At 71.9% G+C, this 17,449-nt stretch carries 20 protein-coding genes; 9 read left to right on the top strand and 11 right to left on the bottom strand.

The window, feature by feature from the left end; genetic code table 11:
* Positions 1 to 13 precede the first annotated feature (13 nt).
* On the bottom strand, positions 14 to 496 hold the full coding sequence (locus CP967_RS24625; RefSeq protein ID WP_150490060.1) for a hypothetical protein: 483 nt from the start codon (positions 494 to 496) through the stop codon (positions 14 to 16).
* Between the two features lie 473 nt (positions 497 to 969).
* On the opposite strand from CP967_RS24625, the gene CP967_RS24620 reads away from it, so the two are divergent.
* Complete coding sequence (locus tag CP967_RS24620; RefSeq protein WP_150490059.1) at positions 970 to 1,326, top strand: beta/gamma crystallin domain-containing protein; 357 nt, start codon at positions 970 to 972, stop codon at positions 1,324 to 1,326.
* Positions 1,327 to 1,449: 123 nt separating this feature from the next.
* On the opposite strand, the gene CP967_RS24615 is transcribed toward CP967_RS24620, so the two are convergent.
* The 3 genes from CP967_RS24615 to CP967_RS24605 all read right to left on the bottom strand — a co-directional run bounded on the left by CP967_RS24615 (position 1,450) and on the right by CP967_RS24605 (position 4,560).
* Complete coding sequence (locus CP967_RS24615) at positions 1,450 to 2,703, bottom strand: RNA polymerase sigma factor (protein WP_150490058.1); 1,254 nt, start codon at positions 2,701 to 2,703, stop codon at positions 1,450 to 1,452.
* Positions 2,700 to 3,062, bottom strand: a complete 363-nt coding sequence (locus tag CP967_RS24610; protein WP_150490057.1) for a YciI family protein — start codon at positions 3,060 to 3,062, stop codon at positions 2,700 to 2,702. The genes CP967_RS24615 and CP967_RS24610 overlap by 4 nt, the downstream gene beginning before the upstream one ends.
* Positions 3,063 to 3,210: 148 nt before the next feature.
* Positions 3,211 to 4,560, bottom strand: coding sequence for an NsdA family TPR-like regulatory protein (locus CP967_RS24605; RefSeq protein ID WP_150490056.1), 1,350 nt, complete (start codon positions 4,558 to 4,560; stop codon positions 3,211 to 3,213).
* A gap of 166 nt (positions 4,561 to 4,726) precedes the next feature.
* Here CP967_RS24605 and CP967_RS24600 point away from each other — a divergent pair, with 166 nt between their 5' ends.
* Positions 4,727 to 4,909 (top strand): hypothetical protein, encoded by a 183-nt coding sequence (locus CP967_RS24600; RefSeq protein ID WP_150490055.1) that lies wholly within the window; start codon positions 4,727 to 4,729, stop codon positions 4,907 to 4,909.
* Positions 4,906 to 5,109, top strand: coding sequence for a hypothetical protein (locus CP967_RS24595; RefSeq protein ID WP_150490054.1), 204 nt, complete (start codon positions 4,906 to 4,908; stop codon positions 5,107 to 5,109). Before CP967_RS24600 ends, CP967_RS24595 begins: the two co-directional genes overlap by 4 nt.
* 160 nt (positions 5,110 to 5,269) lie before the next feature.
* Here the strand turns inward: CP967_RS24595 and CP967_RS24590 are convergent, their stop codons facing one another.
* The gene (locus CP967_RS24590; RefSeq protein WP_150490053.1) at positions 5,270 to 5,695 is read right to left on the bottom strand and encodes a hypothetical protein; all 426 of its coding nucleotides are present in this window, start codon (positions 5,693 to 5,695) and stop codon (positions 5,270 to 5,272) included.
* Between the two features lie 394 nt (positions 5,696 to 6,089).
* On the opposite strand from CP967_RS24590, the gene CP967_RS24585 reads away from it, so the two are divergent.
* Positions 6,090 to 6,899 carry a site-2 protease family protein gene (locus CP967_RS24585; RefSeq protein WP_150490052.1) on the top strand — a complete coding sequence of 270 codons (810 nt, stop codon included), beginning with the start codon at positions 6,090 to 6,092 and terminating at the stop codon, positions 6,897 to 6,899.
* Positions 6,900 to 7,041: 142 nt separating this feature from the next.
* Here the strand turns inward: CP967_RS24585 and CP967_RS24580 are convergent, their stop codons facing one another.
* Positions 7,042 to 7,233: a hypothetical protein gene (locus CP967_RS24580; RefSeq protein ID WP_150490051.1), complete on the bottom strand. Its 192-nt coding sequence runs from the start codon at positions 7,231 to 7,233 to the stop codon at positions 7,042 to 7,044.
* Between the two features lie 93 nt (positions 7,234 to 7,326).
* Positions 7,327 to 8,037 carry an NADPH-dependent F420 reductase gene (gene npdG, locus CP967_RS24575; RefSeq protein WP_150490050.1) on the bottom strand — a complete coding sequence of 237 codons (711 nt, stop codon included), beginning with the start codon at positions 8,035 to 8,037 and terminating at the stop codon, positions 7,327 to 7,329.
* 213 nt (positions 8,038 to 8,250) lie between these two features.
* Between npdG and CP967_RS24570 the strand changes: the two genes are divergently transcribed.
* The gene (locus CP967_RS24570) at positions 8,251 to 8,853 is read left to right on the top strand and encodes a hypothetical protein (RefSeq protein WP_150490049.1); all 603 of its coding nucleotides are present in this window, start codon (positions 8,251 to 8,253) and stop codon (positions 8,851 to 8,853) included.
* Positions 8,854 to 9,037: 184 nt separating this feature from the next.
* Here the strand turns inward: CP967_RS24570 and CP967_RS24565 are convergent, their stop codons facing one another.
* On the bottom strand, positions 9,038 to 9,268 hold the full coding sequence (locus tag CP967_RS24565) for a hypothetical protein (RefSeq protein ID WP_150490048.1): 231 nt from the start codon (positions 9,266 to 9,268) through the stop codon (positions 9,038 to 9,040).
* 58 nt (positions 9,269 to 9,326) lie between these two features.
* On the opposite strand from CP967_RS24565, the gene map reads away from it, so the two are divergent.
* Both map and CP967_RS24555 read left to right on the top strand, forming a co-directional pair.
* Positions 9,327 to 10,184: a type I methionyl aminopeptidase gene (gene map, locus CP967_RS24560; RefSeq protein WP_150490047.1), complete on the top strand. Its 858-nt coding sequence runs from the start codon at positions 9,327 to 9,329 to the stop codon at positions 10,182 to 10,184.
* A 291-nt stretch (positions 10,185 to 10,475) separates the two neighbouring features.
* Positions 10,476 to 11,150, top strand: coding sequence for a biliverdin-producing heme oxygenase (locus CP967_RS24555; protein ID WP_150490046.1), 675 nt, complete (start codon positions 10,476 to 10,478; stop codon positions 11,148 to 11,150).
* Here the strand turns inward: CP967_RS24555 and CP967_RS24550 are convergent.
* The 3 genes from CP967_RS24550 to CP967_RS24540 form a co-directional block, all read right to left on the bottom strand.
* Entirely contained in the window at positions 11,140 to 11,820 is a 681-nt protein-coding gene (locus tag CP967_RS24550; protein WP_150492029.1) for a PhzF family phenazine biosynthesis protein, read from the bottom strand. The two genes, CP967_RS24555 and CP967_RS24550, sit on opposite strands and share 11 nt — an antisense overlap.
* 116 nt (positions 11,821 to 11,936) lie before the next feature.
* On the bottom strand, positions 11,937 to 13,568 hold the full coding sequence (locus CP967_RS24545) for an HtaA domain-containing protein (RefSeq protein ID WP_150490045.1): 1,632 nt from the start codon (positions 13,566 to 13,568) through the stop codon (positions 11,937 to 11,939).
* Positions 13,569 to 13,650: 82 nt separating this feature from the next.
* A complete protein-coding gene (locus CP967_RS24540; protein WP_150490044.1) occupies positions 13,651 to 15,072 on the bottom strand; it encodes an HtaA domain-containing protein in 1,422 nt (473 codons plus the stop codon).
* Positions 15,073 to 15,184: 112 nt separating this feature from the next.
* On the opposite strand from CP967_RS24540, the gene CP967_RS24535 reads away from it, so the two are divergent.
* On the top strand, positions 15,185 to 16,255 hold the full coding sequence (locus CP967_RS24535; RefSeq protein ID WP_150490043.1) for a heme/hemin ABC transporter substrate-binding protein: 1,071 nt from the start codon (positions 15,185 to 15,187) through the stop codon (positions 16,253 to 16,255).
* Positions 16,252 to 17,448 carry a FecCD family ABC transporter permease gene (locus CP967_RS24530; protein WP_373300335.1) on the top strand — a complete coding sequence of 399 codons (1,197 nt, stop codon included), beginning with the start codon at positions 16,252 to 16,254 and terminating at the stop codon, positions 17,446 to 17,448. The genes CP967_RS24535 and CP967_RS24530 overlap by 4 nt, the downstream gene beginning before the upstream one ends.
* The last annotated feature ends 1 nt before the right edge of the window (position 17,449 follow it).

The raw sequence follows: 17,449 nt of genomic DNA, 5'->3' as shown, positions 1-17,449 counted from the left end.
GGTGTTCCCCGCGTCAGCAGGCGGAGAGCCCGGTGGGGGTCTGCAGGTCGTACCGGACGATCCTCTCGTTCTCCTTGAACGAAATCCCCACGTTGCCGACGACGTCGTCCCCCTCGTACTGCGACCAGCTGATGGTCTCGATGTCGCCGGGTCCCACCTGCTTGCCGAGCGTGATGGTCATCAGCCGTCCGGTGCACGGGAAGTCGGGGACGCCGCCGGGGGGCGGGACGGCCCTGACCGGTGCCGAGCCGTCCACGGTGAACCGCTGCCGGTCGACCGTCTCCACCGTGTAGCCCTGCTTCGGTTCGGCCCCGTCCATGGCAGTGGTGAAGAAGACGTCGAAATAGCCGACGTGGACGGTCACGGGTTCGCAGAGTTCCGGCGGCCCGCCGAACTCGACGGGCAGATAGCCGCTCACGCTGTGCCCGAGCAGAGCGCTGTCCAGCCAGTCCTTGTCGCCCGGGACACAGGAAGGCGTAGGGGGCGGGGGCGCCACGGCGGAGGACGGCGGACTCGCCGGCGCGGACGGGGAGGACGAGGATGGCCCCGGAGCGGCGTCACCGCTGTTCCCGCTGTCACCGCCGCCGCAGCCGGAGAGGCCCACCGTCCCCGACAGGACGACGAGCAGGGTGACGGCTCGTAATAGTGAGGGTTCAGCCCGGCCAGCCATTGGGCCATAGTGACCGAACGGCACAACCGGGTCAACGGGGCCCACACCCTCGCGAACGACCGTATCCAGACACGGATCACCATCGGCCGGAATCTTTCGGCGAGACCGTGTCGCGCGTTCCGGCAGGCGTCGGCACCGGACGGTGGGGCGGCGGGGGCGGGACGGTGGGCGGAGACGGGCCGCGGATCCCCTTTTCCCGCGGATTTCTTTTTCCAGGGTGCGGCAGAGGCCCGACGCGCTCCGTGCGGCGCCATAATCACGGTGCAGGGCATTCATAGGCCACCGAAAGAGAATAAAAAATGATTTCCACATTGAAGACCACCGCGCGCACCATGGCCACGGCACTGGCCGCGGCCGCCGCTTTCACCCTGACCGTTCCGACCGGAACGGCTTTCGCCATCAACGAGGTCAGCTGCGCCGACCAGGGGGACTTCCTGAGGATCAAGTCGCACCACAGCACCGGCATCACCAGCGAGGACTGCTACGCGAACCGCGGAAGGACCGACTTCGGCGGCTGGTGGATCGACAAGATCTCCACGGGGAACAACGACGTCCGGCTCCATGACGCCAACGGTTCCGTGGTGAACATCCCGCGGCACCGGGTGGTCACCTACCCGAACAATCCTCCGAAGATCAACGCGATCGAGATCCTGTGACCGGTGTGATTCCGTAATCGGAAAACCCGATGACCGGCCGCATTCCTCCGGGTGCCGCCTTTTCGGGTCCGGCGGCGGCAACCGGTATTCCTCCGCCGGAATCATCCATCCGCCGCCGGCCGGTCACACCGGGTGCTCCAAGCGGTGCGCGCGGGCGGTGAGATAGCGGCGTTCGGGGCCGTCGGCGGTGTGGCGGGCGGCCTCGCGGTAGGCCTCGGCGGCGGGGCCGGTCTCCCCGAGCATCGCGAGGAAGTGGGCGCGGGTGGCGAGCAGCCGGTGGTGGCGGGCCATGCGCTTGTCCGCCGCCGGATCCGCGAGCGCGTCGAGGCCGGCGGCCGGGCCGTGCACCATGCCGACGGCGACGGCCCGGTTCAGCGCGACCACCGGGTTCGGGCCGAACTGTCCGAGGAGGTCGTACAGGGCGAGGATCTGCGGCCAGTCGGTGTCCTCGGCGCGCGCCGCCTCGTCGTGGACGGCGGCCACGGCCGCCTGGATCTGGTACGGGCCCGCCTCCCCGCGTGGCAGCACCCGGCTGATGAGTGCGGTCCCCTCGGCGACGAGTGCCTGGTCCCAGCGTCCGCGGTCCTGTTCCGCGAGCGGGACCAGTTCCCCGTCGGGGCCGGTGCGGGCGGGGCGGCGCGCGTCGGTGAGCAGCATGAGGGCGAGAAGCCCGGCCGTCTCGGCGTCGTCGGGGACCAGGCGGTGCAGCAGCCGGGTGAGCCGGATCGCCTCGGTGGACGGTTCCGGCGCGGTCAGGCCGGTGCCGCCGGTGGTGGTGTAGCCCTCGTTGAAGACCAGGTACAGCACGTGCCGCACCTCGCGCAGCCGCTCGGCCCGGTCTGCTCCTTCGGGCAGGGCGAGGGGTTCGCCCGCGCCCCTGACCGTCTGTTTGGCGCGGCTGATGCGCTGGGCCATCGTCGCCTCGGGCACCAGGAAGGCGGCGGCGATCTGCGCCGTCGTCAGTCCGCCGACGGCCCGGAGGGTGAGCGCGATCCGGCCGGCCGGGGACAGCGCGGGGTGGCAGCAGAGGAACAGCAGGGCCAGGGAGTCGTCCCGGTCCGCCGCCGGTCTCTCGTCGGCCGCGTGCCCGACCAGCGCCGACTGCGGTGTGGCCAGGGCGAGCGCCTCCTCCCGGCGCCGGCGCGCGGCCTCGCCGCGTACCTGGTCGATGAGCCTGCGGGAGGCGACGGTGACGAGCCACCCCCGCGGGTTGTCCGGGACACCGCCCCCGGGCCACTGCAGGGCGGCGGCGAGCAGCGCCTCCTGTACGGCGTCCTCGCAGGTGTCGAAGGCGCCGTACCGGCGGACGAGCACGCCGAGGACCTGCGGCGCCAGTTCGCGCAGCAGGTCCTCCGTCCCGTGGTGCACGGTGCTCACACGTCCGCCGGGGACTCGTGCGGTACGGGCCACAGCTCGACCGGGTCCGTGTCGGCGAACGGCATGTCCGCGGCGATCTCCTGCGCCCGCTCCAGGGACGCGCAGTCGAGCATGTAGAAGCTGGCGATGTACTCCTTCGTCTCCAGGTACGGCCCGTCGGTCACCACCGGCGCCCCGTCCCGCCGCCGCACCAGCTGGGCGTCGGCCGCGTCGGCCAGCCCGTAGGCGCCCAGCAGTTCACCGCTCTCGCGGTACTTCGCGTTGAACGCCTCCTGCTTGGCGATCGCCTCCGGCCACGCCTCGGCCGGGAAGGAGTCCCACTTCGCCTGGTTGCCGTAGATCATCGCGACGTACTTCATTGCGGGTGTCCCCTCGTGTCCCGCGCGCCCCGTCGGCGCGCTGTCACCCCTTGGTCGGAGCAGGAAACACGGTCTCGACATCCCCCGACAACTTTTCCCGGAATTTTTTCCGTGCCCCTGTCGGCCGGACCGCACCCGCCGGGACCGGTCACCCCTTCAGCGCCGCCACCGTCCGTACCCTCTCGGCCAGACCGCGCACCGGGCGTGCCCGGGGGTGCAGCGCGAGGCTCGTGCGCATCTTCTCGAAGTGCTCGTCCCCCCGTGAGGTGGAGAGCACCATGTAGTCGTCGAGGAAGGTGCCCCACGAGGCGCACGCCTCGTCCAGGTGTCCCAGCTCGTACTGCCGCTGTGCGAGCACCGCGTTGGCGTGCAGACGGCCCTGGCGCTCCTGGCGCGGCATGGCTCTGACCGACTGCTTCAGGGCGCTGATGGAGGCCAGGAGGTCCCGCCCCTCGTAGTGGACGTGGGAGACGTGGAAGAGGTACGCGGCACGGTCGTAGCCTCCCACCGCCTCACGCCGGGAGTCCGCCTTCGACAGGGCGGCCTCCGTCTCCCGGAGTCTGGCGAACGCGGTCCTGTGGTCTCCCACCATGGCGGACGCGTGGGCCTGCTGGCCCCGAAGGAAGGCGACCAGCCGGGGCCCCGCCTTGGGGGCGGCCTCGGCGGCGGAGTCCGCGAGGTCGAGGGCTTTGCGGCCATGGCGCAGATTGGACGCCTGCAGGCTCATCCCCCGCAGCGTCCGGCAGTAGGTGAGCTGGTCCTGGGACTCCCCGGCCAGCTTCAGCGCCTGGTGGTAGTACTTCTGGCCGAGCCCGTGCGCCCGCTCGTACATGGCCATCCAGCCCGTCAGGTACGTGAGGTCCGAGGCCGCCGACAGCATGTCCCGGTGCACCGCCTCGCGTGCACCGGCGCGGAGGTACGGAGCGACGGTGTTCACCAGGAACGCGGCGGCCATGGGGCGGGCGTGGCCGCCGCCCAGTTCGTCCAGGATGTCCGCGATCTTGCCGGTCATCCGCCGGACGACATCGACCTCGCCCTGGCCGATGCGGGCGGTGGGACCGGTGATGCGCTCCCGTTCCTCCGCGTTCGCGACATCGGCGAAGAGCGGGACGGAGAGTGCGGCCGAGTAGACACTCGCGGCCAGGAGGCTGCGCCGGGAAGGGTTCATGTCGTCCTTTCCGAGATCGAGCAGTGACTCGACGGTGTCACACGATTCGGCACCCGCCGCCGATTCCGGTCGGATCAGGCCGAGTTCCGCGTAGGTGACCGGTCGTCCCAGCTTGCGTTCGAACGCCGCGACCACCAGGGGTCTGACCCGCTCGTTCGGCTGGGATCCCCTGATCCAGGCGGCCACCGACGGCTGGCTGTAGGTCAGGCTCATTCCCGCCTCGGTTCCCAGCCTGTTCACCGCGTGCGCGAGCTTCGTCTCCGACCAGTCCGCTTGGCGGAGCAGGCCGCGGAGTGCTTCGTTCCGCTGCTTGCCGGACGCTTCCGTCACGTCATCTCCCCGCGGATTTATGGGATTTATGTTGTGCCCTCCTCTCCACGGTACCCGTGCGGGCACGCAGCGCGGTTAGGTCTACACGCACCGCAGTCGGTTGGCGTCCGGCCACCAGGCACTCGGCCCCCGCCCGACATGGCACTCGAAGGAAGAACCCCACGTGATGAACCCGTGTGAGCCGCACGACCCCGATGACACCGACGTGTACGAACTCGCAGCCCCCGTACCGCCGTCCGCCCCGAGCCCCGCCCTCATGGCGCGCGCGGAACGCGGGTGGGCCGCCTTCCTGGACCGGTGCGACGAGGACGGCCACCGCCGGAGCGCGGAGACCGGGGACGAGACGTGAGCCCCACCGAGCGCACCGGACACGAGCCGCATCCCCTGCTCCACACCCGTGTCCGTGACATCCCCAGCCGCACCGAGGGCGAACTCGTCGCCGTCACCCGAGAACACCACCGGGGCGGCATCCGCCGCATCGCCCACATCCGGCCCGCGGGCGGCATCGAGTTCGCCACCTCCGCCGACAACATCGAGCCCGCGCCCTGAGGCGGTCCGGCGATCCGGCGCCCAGGTACGGGCCGGCCGCGCCGCCGCCCCCCGAAAATCCCCTCAGGCACCGAAAAGACCCCGAGGCACCGAAAAATCCCTCGGGCACCGAAAAGAACGGCCCGGCGGAAAACCGCCGGGCCGCCGGAGGAAAGCGTGATCACCCGCAGTGGGTCGCATTGCCGGTGTAAGCGGCCTGCGAGGAGGTCGGTCCGCTGGAAAGGCTGATAATGCCCGTCACCGAGATGCACCGGCCGGCAGCGGAAATGCTGACGGGACCGGCGTACTGGCTGTAGTTGACGCCCGTGTTGGTGGGGTCCTGGATGTAGGTGTCCTGCACACAGGTGGACCCCGCGGAGGTACCGGCGACACACTTCACGAGCATGACGAACTTGAAGGTGGGCTTACCGTACGCGCCTGCGCTCGTGGCCACGTTGACCGCGCAGTTCTTCCCGGTCGAGGAGTCGTAGTACAGGTAGATGTTGCCGTAGACCGCACCACCGCTGGTCTTCACCTGGTAGGAGTCGATCTGGTTCCCGGCGCATCCGTAGGCACCGGCGGCCGCAGCGCTGGCGGACGGCGCCATGACGAGACCTCCGCCCAGGAGCAGGAGAATTCCGGCAAGAATTGAAGTAATCCGTCGCATGTGACTTCCCAGTGGTGAGACGCGTTTACGGGAGATGATCTTGGCGCAGGAAAAGACGGAGCCGCAACGGAACAACTGACCCGAAGTGCCCATACCGTGATAGGCGAGGGAGTGTCATATGTCACGTACCTGTCATGTTTAAGTTTGATCTTGAAGTTTTCCAGAATTCCCGAATATCCTGTTCGTCACGTCTGCGGCACCTTCTCTGCGGCGCACGCGAGGGACGTGCCGGGCACCACGGGCCGAACGCCCTCCTCGTCAGGGTCCCTCAGTCACGGGGCAGCGCTTAGCCTCGTCCGAGCGGGCCGCCCGGTCCGTCCGAGGTGGAGGGCACATGAGCGTGACACGCAGGAACAACAGGATCAGTCCGCTGTTCCTGGGGATCGCCGCCGTGACGGCCGTGGCCGGGTGGGCGGTGTGGACCGGGTTCGCCGAGCAGACCGGGTTCGCGGTCTTCCTCTTCGTCACCGGGGCCTGGGTCGTGTCGCTCTGCCTCCACGAGTACGCCCACGCCCGGACCGCCCTGCACAGCGGGGACCTGTCGGTCGAGGCGAAGGGCTATCTGACACTCGACCCGCTGAAGTACACGCACGCCCTGCTGAGCATCGTGCTGCCCGTGCTGTTCGTGATCATGGGCGGTATCGGTCTGCCGGGCGGCGCGGTCTACATCGAGCGGGGGCGGATCTCCGGGCGGTGGAAGCACAGCCTGATCTCGGCCGCCGGGCCGCTGACCAATGTGCTGTTCGCCGTGGTGTGCACGGCGCCGTTCTGGCTGGGCGGGCTGGACGGGGTGCCGCTCGCCTTCCGGTTCGCGCTGGGGTTCCTGGCACTGCTCCAGGTGACGGCGGCGATCCTGAACTTCCTGCCGGTGCCGGGGCTGGACGGTTACGGGGTGGTCGAGCCGTGGCTGCCGTACCGGATCCGGCGGCAGGTGGAGCCCTTCGCGCCGTTCGGGCTGCTCGCGGTGTTCGGACTGCTGTGGGTCCCGGAGGTCAACGCGGTGTTCTTCGACGCGGTGGACGCGGTGCTGCGGGGGCTGGGGGTCGGCGAGGTCGAGACGTACTGCGGGCTGGACGTCTACCGCTTCTGGCAGGAGTGGTTCGGCGACCAGGACCCCGGGTGCGCGGCGCTCCTGGACGGGTGACACACACCCGGGGTGCGCGGCGCTCCTGGACGGGTGACGCGTCCCGGCACCGTCCGGAAGGAACGGCCCCGGGACCGTCCGGAAGGAACGTCCCGGGCCTCCGGAAGAGGCGCCCCGGGTGTGTCCGGGAGAGGCGGGGGGCTCAGGCCGCCGGGGCCGCGGTGGCGGCCTTCTCCGCCTTGTGCTTGCGGAAGTAGAACCACGCCATGTTGGACGAGAGGCCGGCCAGCAGCACCCAGACGATGCCCAGGAAGCTGCCCTCGGCGAAGGAGACCACGGCGGCCACGACGGCGAGGACACAGACGGCGAGGGAGTAGAGGGCGAGGCGGGGCATGAGGGGGTTCGCTCCTGTCCGGGGATGGTGCGCGGTCCCGTCCAGTGTCCCTCATGCCCGTTTCGGTTCGCCCTGGGGGAGGTCCGTTCCGCCTCAGATGTCGGTGGTGCGCAGGCCCGCGTGTGCCTTGTAGCGGCGGTTGACCGAGATCAGGTTCGCCACCAGCGACTCGACCTGGTGGGCGTTGCGCAGCCGGCCCGCGAAGACCCCGCGCATGCCGGGGATGCGGTTGGCGAGCGCCTGCACGGTGTCGGTGTCGGCGCGGGCCTCGCCGAGGACCATCACATCGGTGTCGATCTCCTCGATCGACTCGTCCTGGAGCAGGACCGCCGACAGGTGGTGGAAGGCCGCGGTGACCCGGGAGCCGGGCAGCAGGGCGGCGGCCTGCTCGGCGGCGCTGCCCTCCTCCGGTTTCAGGGCATAGGCGCCCTTCTTGTCGAAGCCGAGCGGGTTGACGCAGTCGACGACGATCTTCCCGGCGAGTTCCTCGCGCAAGGACTCCAGCGTCTTGGCGTGCCCGTCCCAGGGGACGGCGACGATCACGATGTCGCTGCGCCGTGCGCACTCGGCGTTGTCGGCGCCCTCGACGCCGTGGCCGAGTTCGGCGGCGGCTGCCTGGGCGCGGTCGGCGGCGCGGGAGCCGACGACGACCTTCTGTCCGGCGCGGGCCAGGCGGTAGGCGAGGCCGCGGCCCTGCGGGCCGGTGCCGCCGAGGACGCCGACGGTGAGGCCGGAGACGTCGGGGAGGTCCCAGGGGTCCTTGGCCGGGGGCTTGGGTGCGCTTCCACTGTCATGCGTAGTCATGGCCTCGACACTACTGCGGGGTACCGGAGGATCCGCGCGCTGTTACCGCTGTGCGAGATCCGTCACCGCGTCGGCCCCGCACGCCCTCACGCGCCCTCGCGTTCCCCCGTCGGCCGTGGCGCGTCCCCGTACCGGCCGTGGCGCGTCCCCGTTCGGGTGGGATACCGGCGTCGGGCCCCCGCGGGGCGGCAGGCGGCGGCATGATGCCGGGCCATGGACGCCGTACGTGTAGCCCTGCTGCGTGAGGTGCTCGCCGGGACCCGGTGGCCCACCGCCGCCCGGCAGTTCGCCCGGACCCTGCGTTCCTCCGTCGTCCCGCACGGCGGCGGGCTGCTGCTCGTCGGGACCCCGGTGTACGAGCCGTGGCACCTGGCCGCCCACCTGGTGGACGAGTCCACCTGGGCGGGCCTGCCGGAGCTGCGGCCCACCCTGGTGCGCCACCGGGCCAGGCCCGACGACCCGGCGCATCTGGCGGTGGGCCTGGGCCGGATCGAGGCGGCGGGCCGGGGCGAGACGCTGCTGATGGTCGCCCCGGCGGCCCCGGACGGCGCGCTGCTGGAACGCGTGCACGACGCGCGCCGGGCGGGGGCGACCGTGCTGGCGCTGGACGGCGGTGATCCGGAGATCCAGGCGCTGGCCCACGAGGCGCTGACGGTGACCGACGCGGACGAGGTGGATCTGGACACCGTGCAGCACCTGGTCAGCGCGGCGGCCGGGGAGAACGTCGCACCGGCCGGCCGGGGGCGCGGCACGTTCCGGGACCGGCTGTCCCGGCTGGCCGACCAGCTGACGGCACCGCCGCCGCCCCGCTGGTGAGAGCGCGTCCCCCTGCCGGTGAGAGCGCGTGCCCCCGCCGGTGACGGCGCGCGCCCCGTCCCCGCACCGGGGCGGCGGGGCGGCCCTCAGGAGCCGACTCCCGGGGGGCGCCTCTCAGGGGCCGTCTCCCAGGGGTCGTCTCCCAGAGGTCGGCTCTCAGGGGCCGTCTCCCGGGGCCCGGCTCTCAGGGGCCGCCGGGTGTCTCGTCCGTGCGGTCGTGCCACTTGGGGTCGTTCTCCCATTCGAGGTTCCGCTCACGCGCGGTGTCCATCGCGTGCTGGGCCTCCTCGCGGGTGGTGTACGGGCCGAAACGGTCCTTCGCCGGGCACTCGGGGCCTTCCTCGACCTTCTTGTGGACCAGGCAGTAGTACCATTCGCCCGGTTTGCCGACCGTACGCTTCTTGAACAGGGCCATCGCCGCTTCCTTTCCTCGCAGCCATGGTGCCCCGGGGGTGCTGGTTAGACTCGCCGACATGTCTGGTCAGTCGCTTCTCGCACCTGGGGAGATCACTCCCATCCGTTCCGTTCCGGGGAAGATCCGGCGCCCCGAGTACGTGGGGAAGCCCGCCCCCACCCCGTACACCGGACCCGAGATCCAGGACCCCGGGACCGTGGAGCGCATGCGGATCGCGGGGCGGATCGCGGCGCAGGCCATGGAGGAGGCCGCGAAGCACATCGCGCCGGGGGTCACCACCGACGAACTCGACCGGGTGGCCCACGAGTTCATGATCGACCACGGGGCGTACCCGTCGACCCTCGGCTACCGGGGCTTCCCCAAGTCCCTGTGCACCTCGCTCAACGAGGTGATCTGCCACGGCATCCCCGACTCCACGGTGCTGCGCGACGGGGACATCGTGAACCTCGACGTCACCGCCTACATCGACGGGGTGCACGGCGACAACAACGCCACCTATCTCTGCGGGGACGTCGACGAGGAGTCGCGGCTGCTGGTCGAGCGGACCCGTGAGGCGCTGAACCGCGCGATCAAGGCCGTGCGCCCCGGGCGGCAGATCAACGTCATCGGCCGGGTCATCGAGTCGTACGCCAAGCGGTTCGGTTACGGCGTGGTGCGGGACTTCACGGGGCACGGGATCAACTCCTCGTTCCACTCCGGGCTGATCATCCCGCACTACGACAGTCCGCAGGCGACGACCGTGATGCAGCCGGGGATGACGTTCACCATCGAGCCGATGCTGACGCTGGGGACGCACGAGTACGACATGTGGGACGACGGCTGGACCGTGGTCACCAAGGACCGCAAGCGGACCGCGCAGTTCGAGCACACCCTGGTGGTGACGGAGACCGGGGCCGACATCCTGACCCTTCCCTGAGCCTCCCCCGCCCCGGCCCCACCCCGGCCGGGGCCGGGGTGGGCGGATGCCGCGCGAGGAGGGGGCGGTGACCGTCAGGACGGTCACCGCCCCCTCCTTCTTTCCGGCGTTTTACCGACAAGGAGTCGGGAACATGTTGACTTAGGTAAACCTAAGTAAGAGGATCAGCTTATCGGAACGGCCATGCGCTCCCGCGTCTTCACCGTTCCGGTACGCCCGCCCGTATCCGCACGTCCGGCATGTCCGTGTCCGTACGGACGTCCGCTCCCCCCGCTCCCCCGGAGGCCCCCCTTGGACGCAACCGCCGCAACCGCCGCCGGTACGCCCTTCTCGACGCTGATCCGCACCGCGTCGCACGAGCAGCACACCGAGGCGGAGTCCTCGTCCTTCATGAGCGACATGCTGGGCGGGCGGCTCGGGGTGGACGCGTACACGCGCTACACGGAGCAGCTGTGGTTCGTGTACCGGGCCCTGGAGGACGGCGCCGAGGCGCTGCGCGAGGACCCGGTGGCGGGCCCCTTCGTCCGGCCGGAGCTGATGCGCGGGGCCGAGCTGGAGCGGGACCTGGCCCATCTGCGGGGCGAGGGGTGGCGCGAGGGCCTGGAGCCGCTCCCGGCGACCGCCGCGTACGCCGGGCGGGTCGCCGAGTGCGCCCGCGACTGGCCGGCCGGGTACATAGCGCACCACTACACCCGCTACCTCGGCGACCTGTCGGGCGGGCAGATCATCCGGGGCACGGCGGAGAAGACCTGGGGCTTCGAGCGCAAGGGCGACGGGGTCCGCTTCTACGTCTTCGAGCAGATCTCCAACCCGGCCGCCTTCAAGCGGGACTACCGGGAACTGCTGGACGCGGTGAACGCCGACGATCTGGAGAAGCAGCGGATCATCGACGAGTGCAAGCGCGCCTTCGCGCTGAACACGGCGGTCTTCCGTGAGCTGGGCGAGGTGTTCCCGCTCAGCGCCTGACCCCTCGTGCGGCCAGCAGGACGCGGCCCCCGACCTCCACCGTGCCGTCCGGCCCGGGTGCGGTGAGAATCTGGGAGCCGCGTCCCTGTGCGATGTTGAGGGCGCGGCCGAGCTGTGCGCTGAGCAGCAGGGCCGCCGCCCCGGTCGCCTCGTCCTCCTCGATCCCGTCGTCGCGGCGCGGGAACGCCCGCGCCCGTACACGGCCGGCGGCCTCGTCCTCCCAGGCCCAGACGTAGAGCCAGCCCTCCCCCGGCGGCGGCCCCGTCAGCGCCTCGACCTCGGCCACCGACGCGTACTGCTCCAGCCTCCGTGGCGGGACCCACTCCGGGCGGGCGCCGATCCAGGTGAACTCGCCGTCCTGGCGGGCGAACACGTCTCCGATCGGAAGTTCCAGGATCTCCAGGTCCAGCAGCCAGGCCGCACCGACCAGCGGGTGCCCCGCGAACTGGAGGCGGAGCCCGGGGGTGCGGATGTCGACGGTGCCGCGTTCGGGGTCGTCCACGAACACGGTCTCGCTGAAGCCGAGTTTCCGGGCGAGCGCCTGCCGGGAGTCGTTGTCCGGGTACCGGCGCCCGTCGCGTACGACACCGAGCGGGTTGCCGTGGCGCCCGTCGGGGCCGCAGAACACGCGCAGTACGTCGATGCCTTCGGGTACCTCGTAGTCGTTCACGTGGGGCATTCAAGCACCGTCCGGGACCGCTCCCACGCCACCGGGGCCGTACCGGCGGTGTCACCGGTACGGCCCCGGGGCCCCGCCCGGCCGGGCGGGGACGGCGTCGGGCCTGATCAGGCGGCGGTGGCCGGGCCGTCGCCGCGGCGGCGGCGTGCCACGATCACCGTTCCGGCGCCCGCGGCGACGACGAGGCCGGAGGCTGCGAGCAGCGCGCCGGCCGGCACGCCGGCGCCGGTGGAGGCGAGGGACCCGGAGCCGCCCGCGGTGCCGGCGCCACCGGCCGTGCCCGCTCCGCCGGCCGTACCGGCGCCGCCCGTGGTCCCGCTGCCGCCGGCGGAGCCGGAACCGCCTGTGGCGCCCGGGAGTTCGGCGTCCTCGTCGAGGGCGACCGAGACCGTCAGGGTGTCGAGCGGGTCGCCCTTCTCGTACATGCCGCCGAAGGCCTTGGCGGCACCGTCGGCGGTGAGGACGGCCGGGACACCGGACAGGGTGACGACGCCGTTCTTCGCGGCCAGGCCGCCGGCGGGGAGCTTCAGGTCCGCGAGGGTGAGGCCGGTGTAGGTGCTGACCTTCTTGGACGTGCGGTCCTTGCTGGAGACGTCGGCGAGCAGGGTGCCCTTGCCGCCTTCGGCCCGGACCGTCAGGTTGCTGAGGGAGAGGTCCAGGGTGTAGGCGCCGCCCTCCTTGTGGCCGAGGAAGCGGACCTTGCCCTCGAACGCGGCGTCGAGGGTCTGCCCGGCGGCGTCGAAGCGGCCGGTGGCGTCGGGGAACCGGTAGCCAGAGGCCGTGGCGGCGGCTCCGTCGGCGGTCTCGATCCTGCCGTGCGCGATGGAGCCCGTGACGTACGAGCGGAAGGACTCCTTGACGCCCCAGTCCAGGGCGCCGTCGGCGAGGGCGCCCTGCTGGGCGGCCGGGGCGGTGGCCGTGGCGGACGGGGAGGCCGGGGCGGTGGGGGCGGCCGACGGGTCCGTGCCGGGGCCGGTGGCCGGGCCCGTCGGGTCGGTGGTCGGGTCCGTCGTGGGGCCGGTGGTCGGGTCCGTCGTGGGGTCGGTCGGGCCGGGGGTCGGCTCCTTGGTGGGATCGGGGGTGGGTTCGGTGACCGGGGGCTGGACGGCCTTGACGGAGAGGGTGGCCGGGTCGAGGGCGTCGCCCTCCTTGTACATGCCGTTGAACGCCTTGGAACCGGCCTCGGTCAGCGTCGCGGGGATGTCCTTGAAGACCATCGCCCCGCCCTCACCCTGGCCGGGCCGGACCGAGGACAGGTCCAGCTTCGCGAACTCGACGTCGTCCGAGGTTCCTTGGGGGGTCTTCATGTCCACGGTGACGGCCCCGGTGGTGCCGCTCGTGGAGACCTTCACGTCGTACAGGGTGATGTCGAGCACGCCGCCGTGGGCGTTGAAGTTGACGCTGCCGTCGAAGGCCGTGCCGGTGCTGTTGTCCGTCGTGTCGTAGGTGCCCCGGCCGTTGCCGAAGGTGAAGACCCCGTTCCCGGCGGCCTGGGTGGCACCGTCCGAGGCGGTGATCTTGCCGGCCCCGCCGATGTAGCGGCGGAAGGACTCCTTGAGGCCCCAGTCCAGGGTGCCGTCCGTCAGCTCCATGGTCGTGGGCTTCGAGGCGGTGGGGGACGCGCTGGTGGTGGGCGTGGTCCTGTCGGCGGCGATCGCGGGGAGGGCGAAGGCGGCGCCGAGCGCGGCGGCGGTGGCGACGGCGGCTGCGAGGGCTACGGGGCGGCGGTTTGCTGCCATGGCGGTGACTCCTGGGCCTACGGGGGGTGGATGGAAGGCGTGGGGGGACGGGGGAAGCGGTTCGGGGGTGGCGCCGGGGTGGTCAGGGGTTTTGCGCCGCCCTGCGCCGACGGGCCGTCAGCAGTCCGGCGGCCACGGCCGCCAGCAGGACGGCTCCGCCGCCCACGGCCGCGTACGTACCGGCGCCGGTGCCGGAACCGGCGGGCTGCGCGGCGGGGGCGGCCGTCTGCCGCGCGGCGGCCGGGGCGGAGGGTGCGGCGGTGCTGCCCAGGTCGGGCAGTGCGGGCAGTTCCGCCTTCTCGTCCACGGCGACGGCCAGCGAGACCGGGTCCATCGCGGTGCCCTCGGTGTAGAGGGAACCGAATGCCTCGGCACCCTCGGCGGTCAGCGTCGCGGGGGCCTCGGTGAGGACCGCGAGGCCGCCTTCGGGGGCGAAGTCCTCTGCCTCGAAGGTGACCAGCGGGATGTTCCGGTGCGAGGTGCCCTCGTTGGTGACGTCGGCGCGGAGGGTGCCCTTGCCGGAGGCCACGGTGACGGTGACGCGGGTCATGGCCAGGTCGAGACCGCCCTTGCCGGTGAACTGGACACCGCCGGCGAAGGAGGCGTCCAGAGCCCGCTTCTCCGCGTCGTACGTGCCCTCCCCCTGCGGGAAGCGGAAGAGCGCGCCGCCGTCCCGGGCTCCGCCGGTGAGCGCCCACGCCCCCTGGCCGATGGGACCGGTGACGTACTCACGGAAGGTGCGGCGCACCCCCCAGTCCACGGCGGCGTCCTCGAAGCGGACGGCCTTCCGCTTCTTCTTCGCGTCCGTGGCCGGGGCGGACTTCGACGGGGCGGCCCCGGACGGGGTGGCGGACTTCGGCGCGCCGGGTTCAGCCACCGGGCCGGTGGTGTCCACCGACAGGCTGACCGGGTCCAGGGGGGTGCCCGCCGTGTAGTAGCCGGCGAAGGCGGTGGCGCCCTGCGAGGTCAGCGTCGCCGGGACATCGGTGAGGACGACGGGTGTGGTCGCGCCCCGCATGTCGACGGAACCGAGGCCGAGGGTGGCGAGCGGTACCTGGGCGGCGCGGGTGACCCGGCCGCTCTCCCGGTCCTTGCTGACCACGTCGGCGTGGAGGGTGCCCGCGCCGCCCGATATCCGGACGGTGGGGCGGGAGAGGGTGAGGTCGAGCTGGTCGCTCCCGTCGGCCTGCCGGTGCCCGGTGAAGTGGACCCCGCCCGAGAAGCCGGCCTGGAGGGCACCGCTCGACGGGTCGTAGGAACCGGTGGCGGAGTGGAAGCGGTACCGGCTGCCGCCGACCGTGGCGGCCCCGCCGGTCAGGCTCCAGTCGCCCTGGGCGACGGGCCCGGTGACGTAGCTCTGGAAGGAGGACTTGATGCCCCAGTCCAGCCGGCCGCCCTGCACCGTGCGGCTCGCCGCCTGGGCGGAGGCCGTGGGCAGCAGTGTGCCCAGCAGCACCGCGAAGAGCGCTGCGGCGAGCGCGCGGACCGGTCCGGACGACGGCATGGGAACCCTCCGAAGGGCTAGAAGGTGAGGTAAGGCTAACCTAAGATGAAATCAATCTTGGCCGGAACCCCCTGGCCCATAACACTTCGCAACATCCCAGGACGGTGCATTCGTGCGATTTCACTTGTACCCGGCCCTATCGGTACGCCGAGTCGCGCGAGCCCGCACCGGGCGTATCGGGGCCCTGGCAGCGGTAGTTGCGCTTTCCGTAGGGCTCAGCGGCTGCGGCACCCCTTCCGGAGAAACGTCCGGCACCCCCGCGACGGCGACGAAGACCAAGACCGCCACCGACGTGATCGAGCCACTGACCACCGCACCCGATCCGCAGCTCCCGGTCACGGTGGAGTCGGCGGACGGCACGAAGGTCACCGTCGCCTCCGCCGACCGGATCGTTCCGCTCACCGGCTCGCTCAGCGAGATCGTCTTCACGCTCGGCCTCGGTGAGCGGGTGGTGGCCCGCGACATCACCGCCACCTTCGAACAGGCCGAGGAACTCCCGGTGGTGACGCGCGCCCACGACGTGTCGGCGGAAGGCGTGCTGTCGCTGGAACCGACCGTCGTCCTGGCGGACACCACGACCGGCCCGGCCGAGGCGATCGGCCAGATCCGGGACGCGGGTGTCCCGCTGGTCGTCGTCGAGCCGGCCGGGGAACTCGCCGATGTGAGCCGCCGGATCGGCGCCGTGGCCGCCGCGCTGGGCGTGCCCGCGTCCGGCGACGAGCTGACGGCGCGTACGGAGGCCCGGATCGACGCCGTACGGGAGACGGTCCCCGCGCACCGGAACGGGCCGGCCCTCCGGGTCGCCTTCCTCTATCTGCGCGGCTCGGCCTCCGTCTACCTGCTGGGCGGGGCGGAGTCCGGGGCGAGTTCGCTGCTGGAGGCGGCCGGTGCGGTGGACGCGGGCAAGGCGTCCGGGCTGACGAAGGACTTCACCGCCATCACCGCCGAGGCCCTCGCGAAGGCGGCTCCGGACGCGATCCTCGTCATGTCCAAGGGCCTGGACTCGGTGGGCGGTGTCGACGGCCTGGTGAAGATCCCCGGCATCGCGGAGACGCCCGCCGGGATGGACCGCAGGGTGGTCTCGGTCGACGACGGGGTGCTGCTGAACTACGGGCCGCGCACCGACCGCGTACTGGCCGAACTGATCGGCCGGCTCTACCCGGAGGGCGGTGGACAGCGATGACGGCCGCCCCGCACGGCACACCCGCCACGGCGGAAACGGACGCGGGCGCCCCCGCCCCGACGGAGCCGGACACGGGCGCGGGCACAGACACAGGCACGAACGCAGGTGCCCCCGCCCCGGCGGACGCGGACGTGGACACGGGCGCGCCCACCGCACCGCCCCGGCGGCGCGGTGGGACCTACGTCCTCACCGCCGCCCTCACGGCGGCCCTGCTCCTCGGCTGCCTGCTGTCGGCCGGCATGGGCGCGTACGACATCCCGCTCGGGGACGTCCTGTCCTCCGTCCGGCACCGGACCGGCCTGGGCGGGCACGCCCTGGACCGGGTCGGCGAGAGCGTCCTGTGGAACGTACGCCTCCCCCGGGTCGTCCTGGCCCTGCTCGTCGGGGCGTCGCTCGGCTGCGCGGGCGCCCTGATGCAGGGGGTGTTCGGCAACCCGCTCGCCGAACCGGGGGTCATCGGGATCTCCTCCGGTGCGGCGGTCGGCGCGGTCGCCTCGATCGCGCTCGGGCTGACCTTCTTCGGCAACTGGACCGGCACCGTCTGCGCGTTCGCCGCGGGGCTGGTCACCGTGCTCCTGGTGTACGCGCTGTCGCGCTCGGGCGGGCGTACGGAGGTGGTGACGCTGATCCTCACGGGTATCGCCGTGAACGCCTTCGCGGGCGCGCTGATCGGCCTGTTCATCTTCTTCGCGGACAACGCGCAGATCACCCAGATCACCTTCTGGCAGCTGGGTTCGCTGGCCCAGGCGACCTGGCCGAAGGTGCTGGCCGTACTGCCCTGCGCGCTGCTGGGCCTGCTGGTGGCCCCCTTCTACGCGAGGAAGCTGGACCTGCTGGCCCTCGGCGAACGGCCCGCCCGGCACCTGGGGGTGGACGTCGAACGGCTGCGGGTCGTGCTGGTCCTGGTCGTCGCCCTGCTGACGGCCGCCGCCGTCGCGGTCGCGGGCGTCATCACCTTCGTCGGCCTGCTCGTCCCCCACCTGCTGCGGATGGCCAACGGCCCCGGGCACCGCTTCCTCGTCCCGGGTAGCGCGCTCGGCGGGGCACTGGTGCTGGTCGCGGGTGACCTCGCGGCCCGTACCGTCGCCGACCCGGCCGAACTGCCGCTCGGTGTACTGACCGCTCTCATCGGCAGCCCGTTCTTCTTCTGGCTGCTGCGCAGGACCCGTCGCAAGCAAGGGGGCTGGGCGTGAC

Source organism: Streptomyces nitrosporeus, from assembly GCF_008704555.1.
In the GTDB taxonomy this organism is placed as follows: domain Bacteria; phylum Actinomycetota; class Actinomycetes; order Streptomycetales; family Streptomycetaceae; genus Streptomyces; species Streptomyces nitrosporeus.
Note: the sequence above shows the minus strand (reverse complement) of the source record. Positions and strands in the feature narration are given on the sequence as shown.

Bases quoted from the DNA above. Each gene is read 5' to 3' on its own strand.
- npdG (WP_150490050.1), bottom strand. From the start codon at position 8,037: ATGACTACGCATGACAGTGGAAGCGCACCCAAGCCCCCGGCCAAGGAC.
- map (WP_150490047.1), top strand. From the start codon at position 9,327: ATGTCTGGTCAGTCGCTTCTCGCACCTGGGGAGATCACTCCCATCCGT.
- CP967_RS24580 (WP_150490051.1), bottom strand. From the start codon at position 7,233: ATGCCCCGCCTCGCCCTCTACTCCCTCGCCGTCTGTGTCCTCGCCGTC.
- CP967_RS24565 (WP_150490048.1), bottom strand. From the start codon at position 9,268: ATGGCCCTGTTCAAGAAGCGTACGGTCGGCAAACCGGGCGAATGGTAC.
- CP967_RS24610 (WP_150490057.1), bottom strand. From the start codon at position 3,062: ATGAAGTACGTCGCGATGATCTACGGCAACCAGGCGAAGTGGGACTCC.
- CP967_RS24590 (WP_150490053.1), bottom strand. From the start codon at position 5,695: ATGGCGCCGTCCGCCAGCGCTGCGGCCGCCGGTGCCTACGGATGCGCC.
- CP967_RS24545 (WP_150490045.1), bottom strand. From the start codon at position 13,568: ATGGCAGCAAACCGCCGCCCCGTAGCCCTCGCAGCCGCCGTCGCCACC.
- CP967_RS24600 (WP_150490055.1), top strand. From the start codon at position 4,727: ATGAACCCGTGTGAGCCGCACGACCCCGATGACACCGACGTGTACGAA.
- CP967_RS24570 (WP_150490049.1), top strand. From the start codon at position 8,251: ATGGACGCCGTACGTGTAGCCCTGCTGCGTGAGGTGCTCGCCGGGACC.
- CP967_RS24585 (WP_150490052.1), top strand. From the start codon at position 6,090: ATGAGCGTGACACGCAGGAACAACAGGATCAGTCCGCTGTTCCTGGGG.
- CP967_RS24540 (WP_150490044.1), bottom strand. From the start codon at position 15,072: ATGCCGTCGTCCGGACCGGTCCGCGCGCTCGCCGCAGCGCTCTTCGCG.
- CP967_RS24620 (WP_150490059.1), top strand. From the start codon at position 970: ATGATTTCCACATTGAAGACCACCGCGCGCACCATGGCCACGGCACTG.
- CP967_RS24530 (WP_373300335.1), top strand. From the start codon at position 16,252: ATGACGGCCGCCCCGCACGGCACACCCGCCACGGCGGAAACGGACGCG.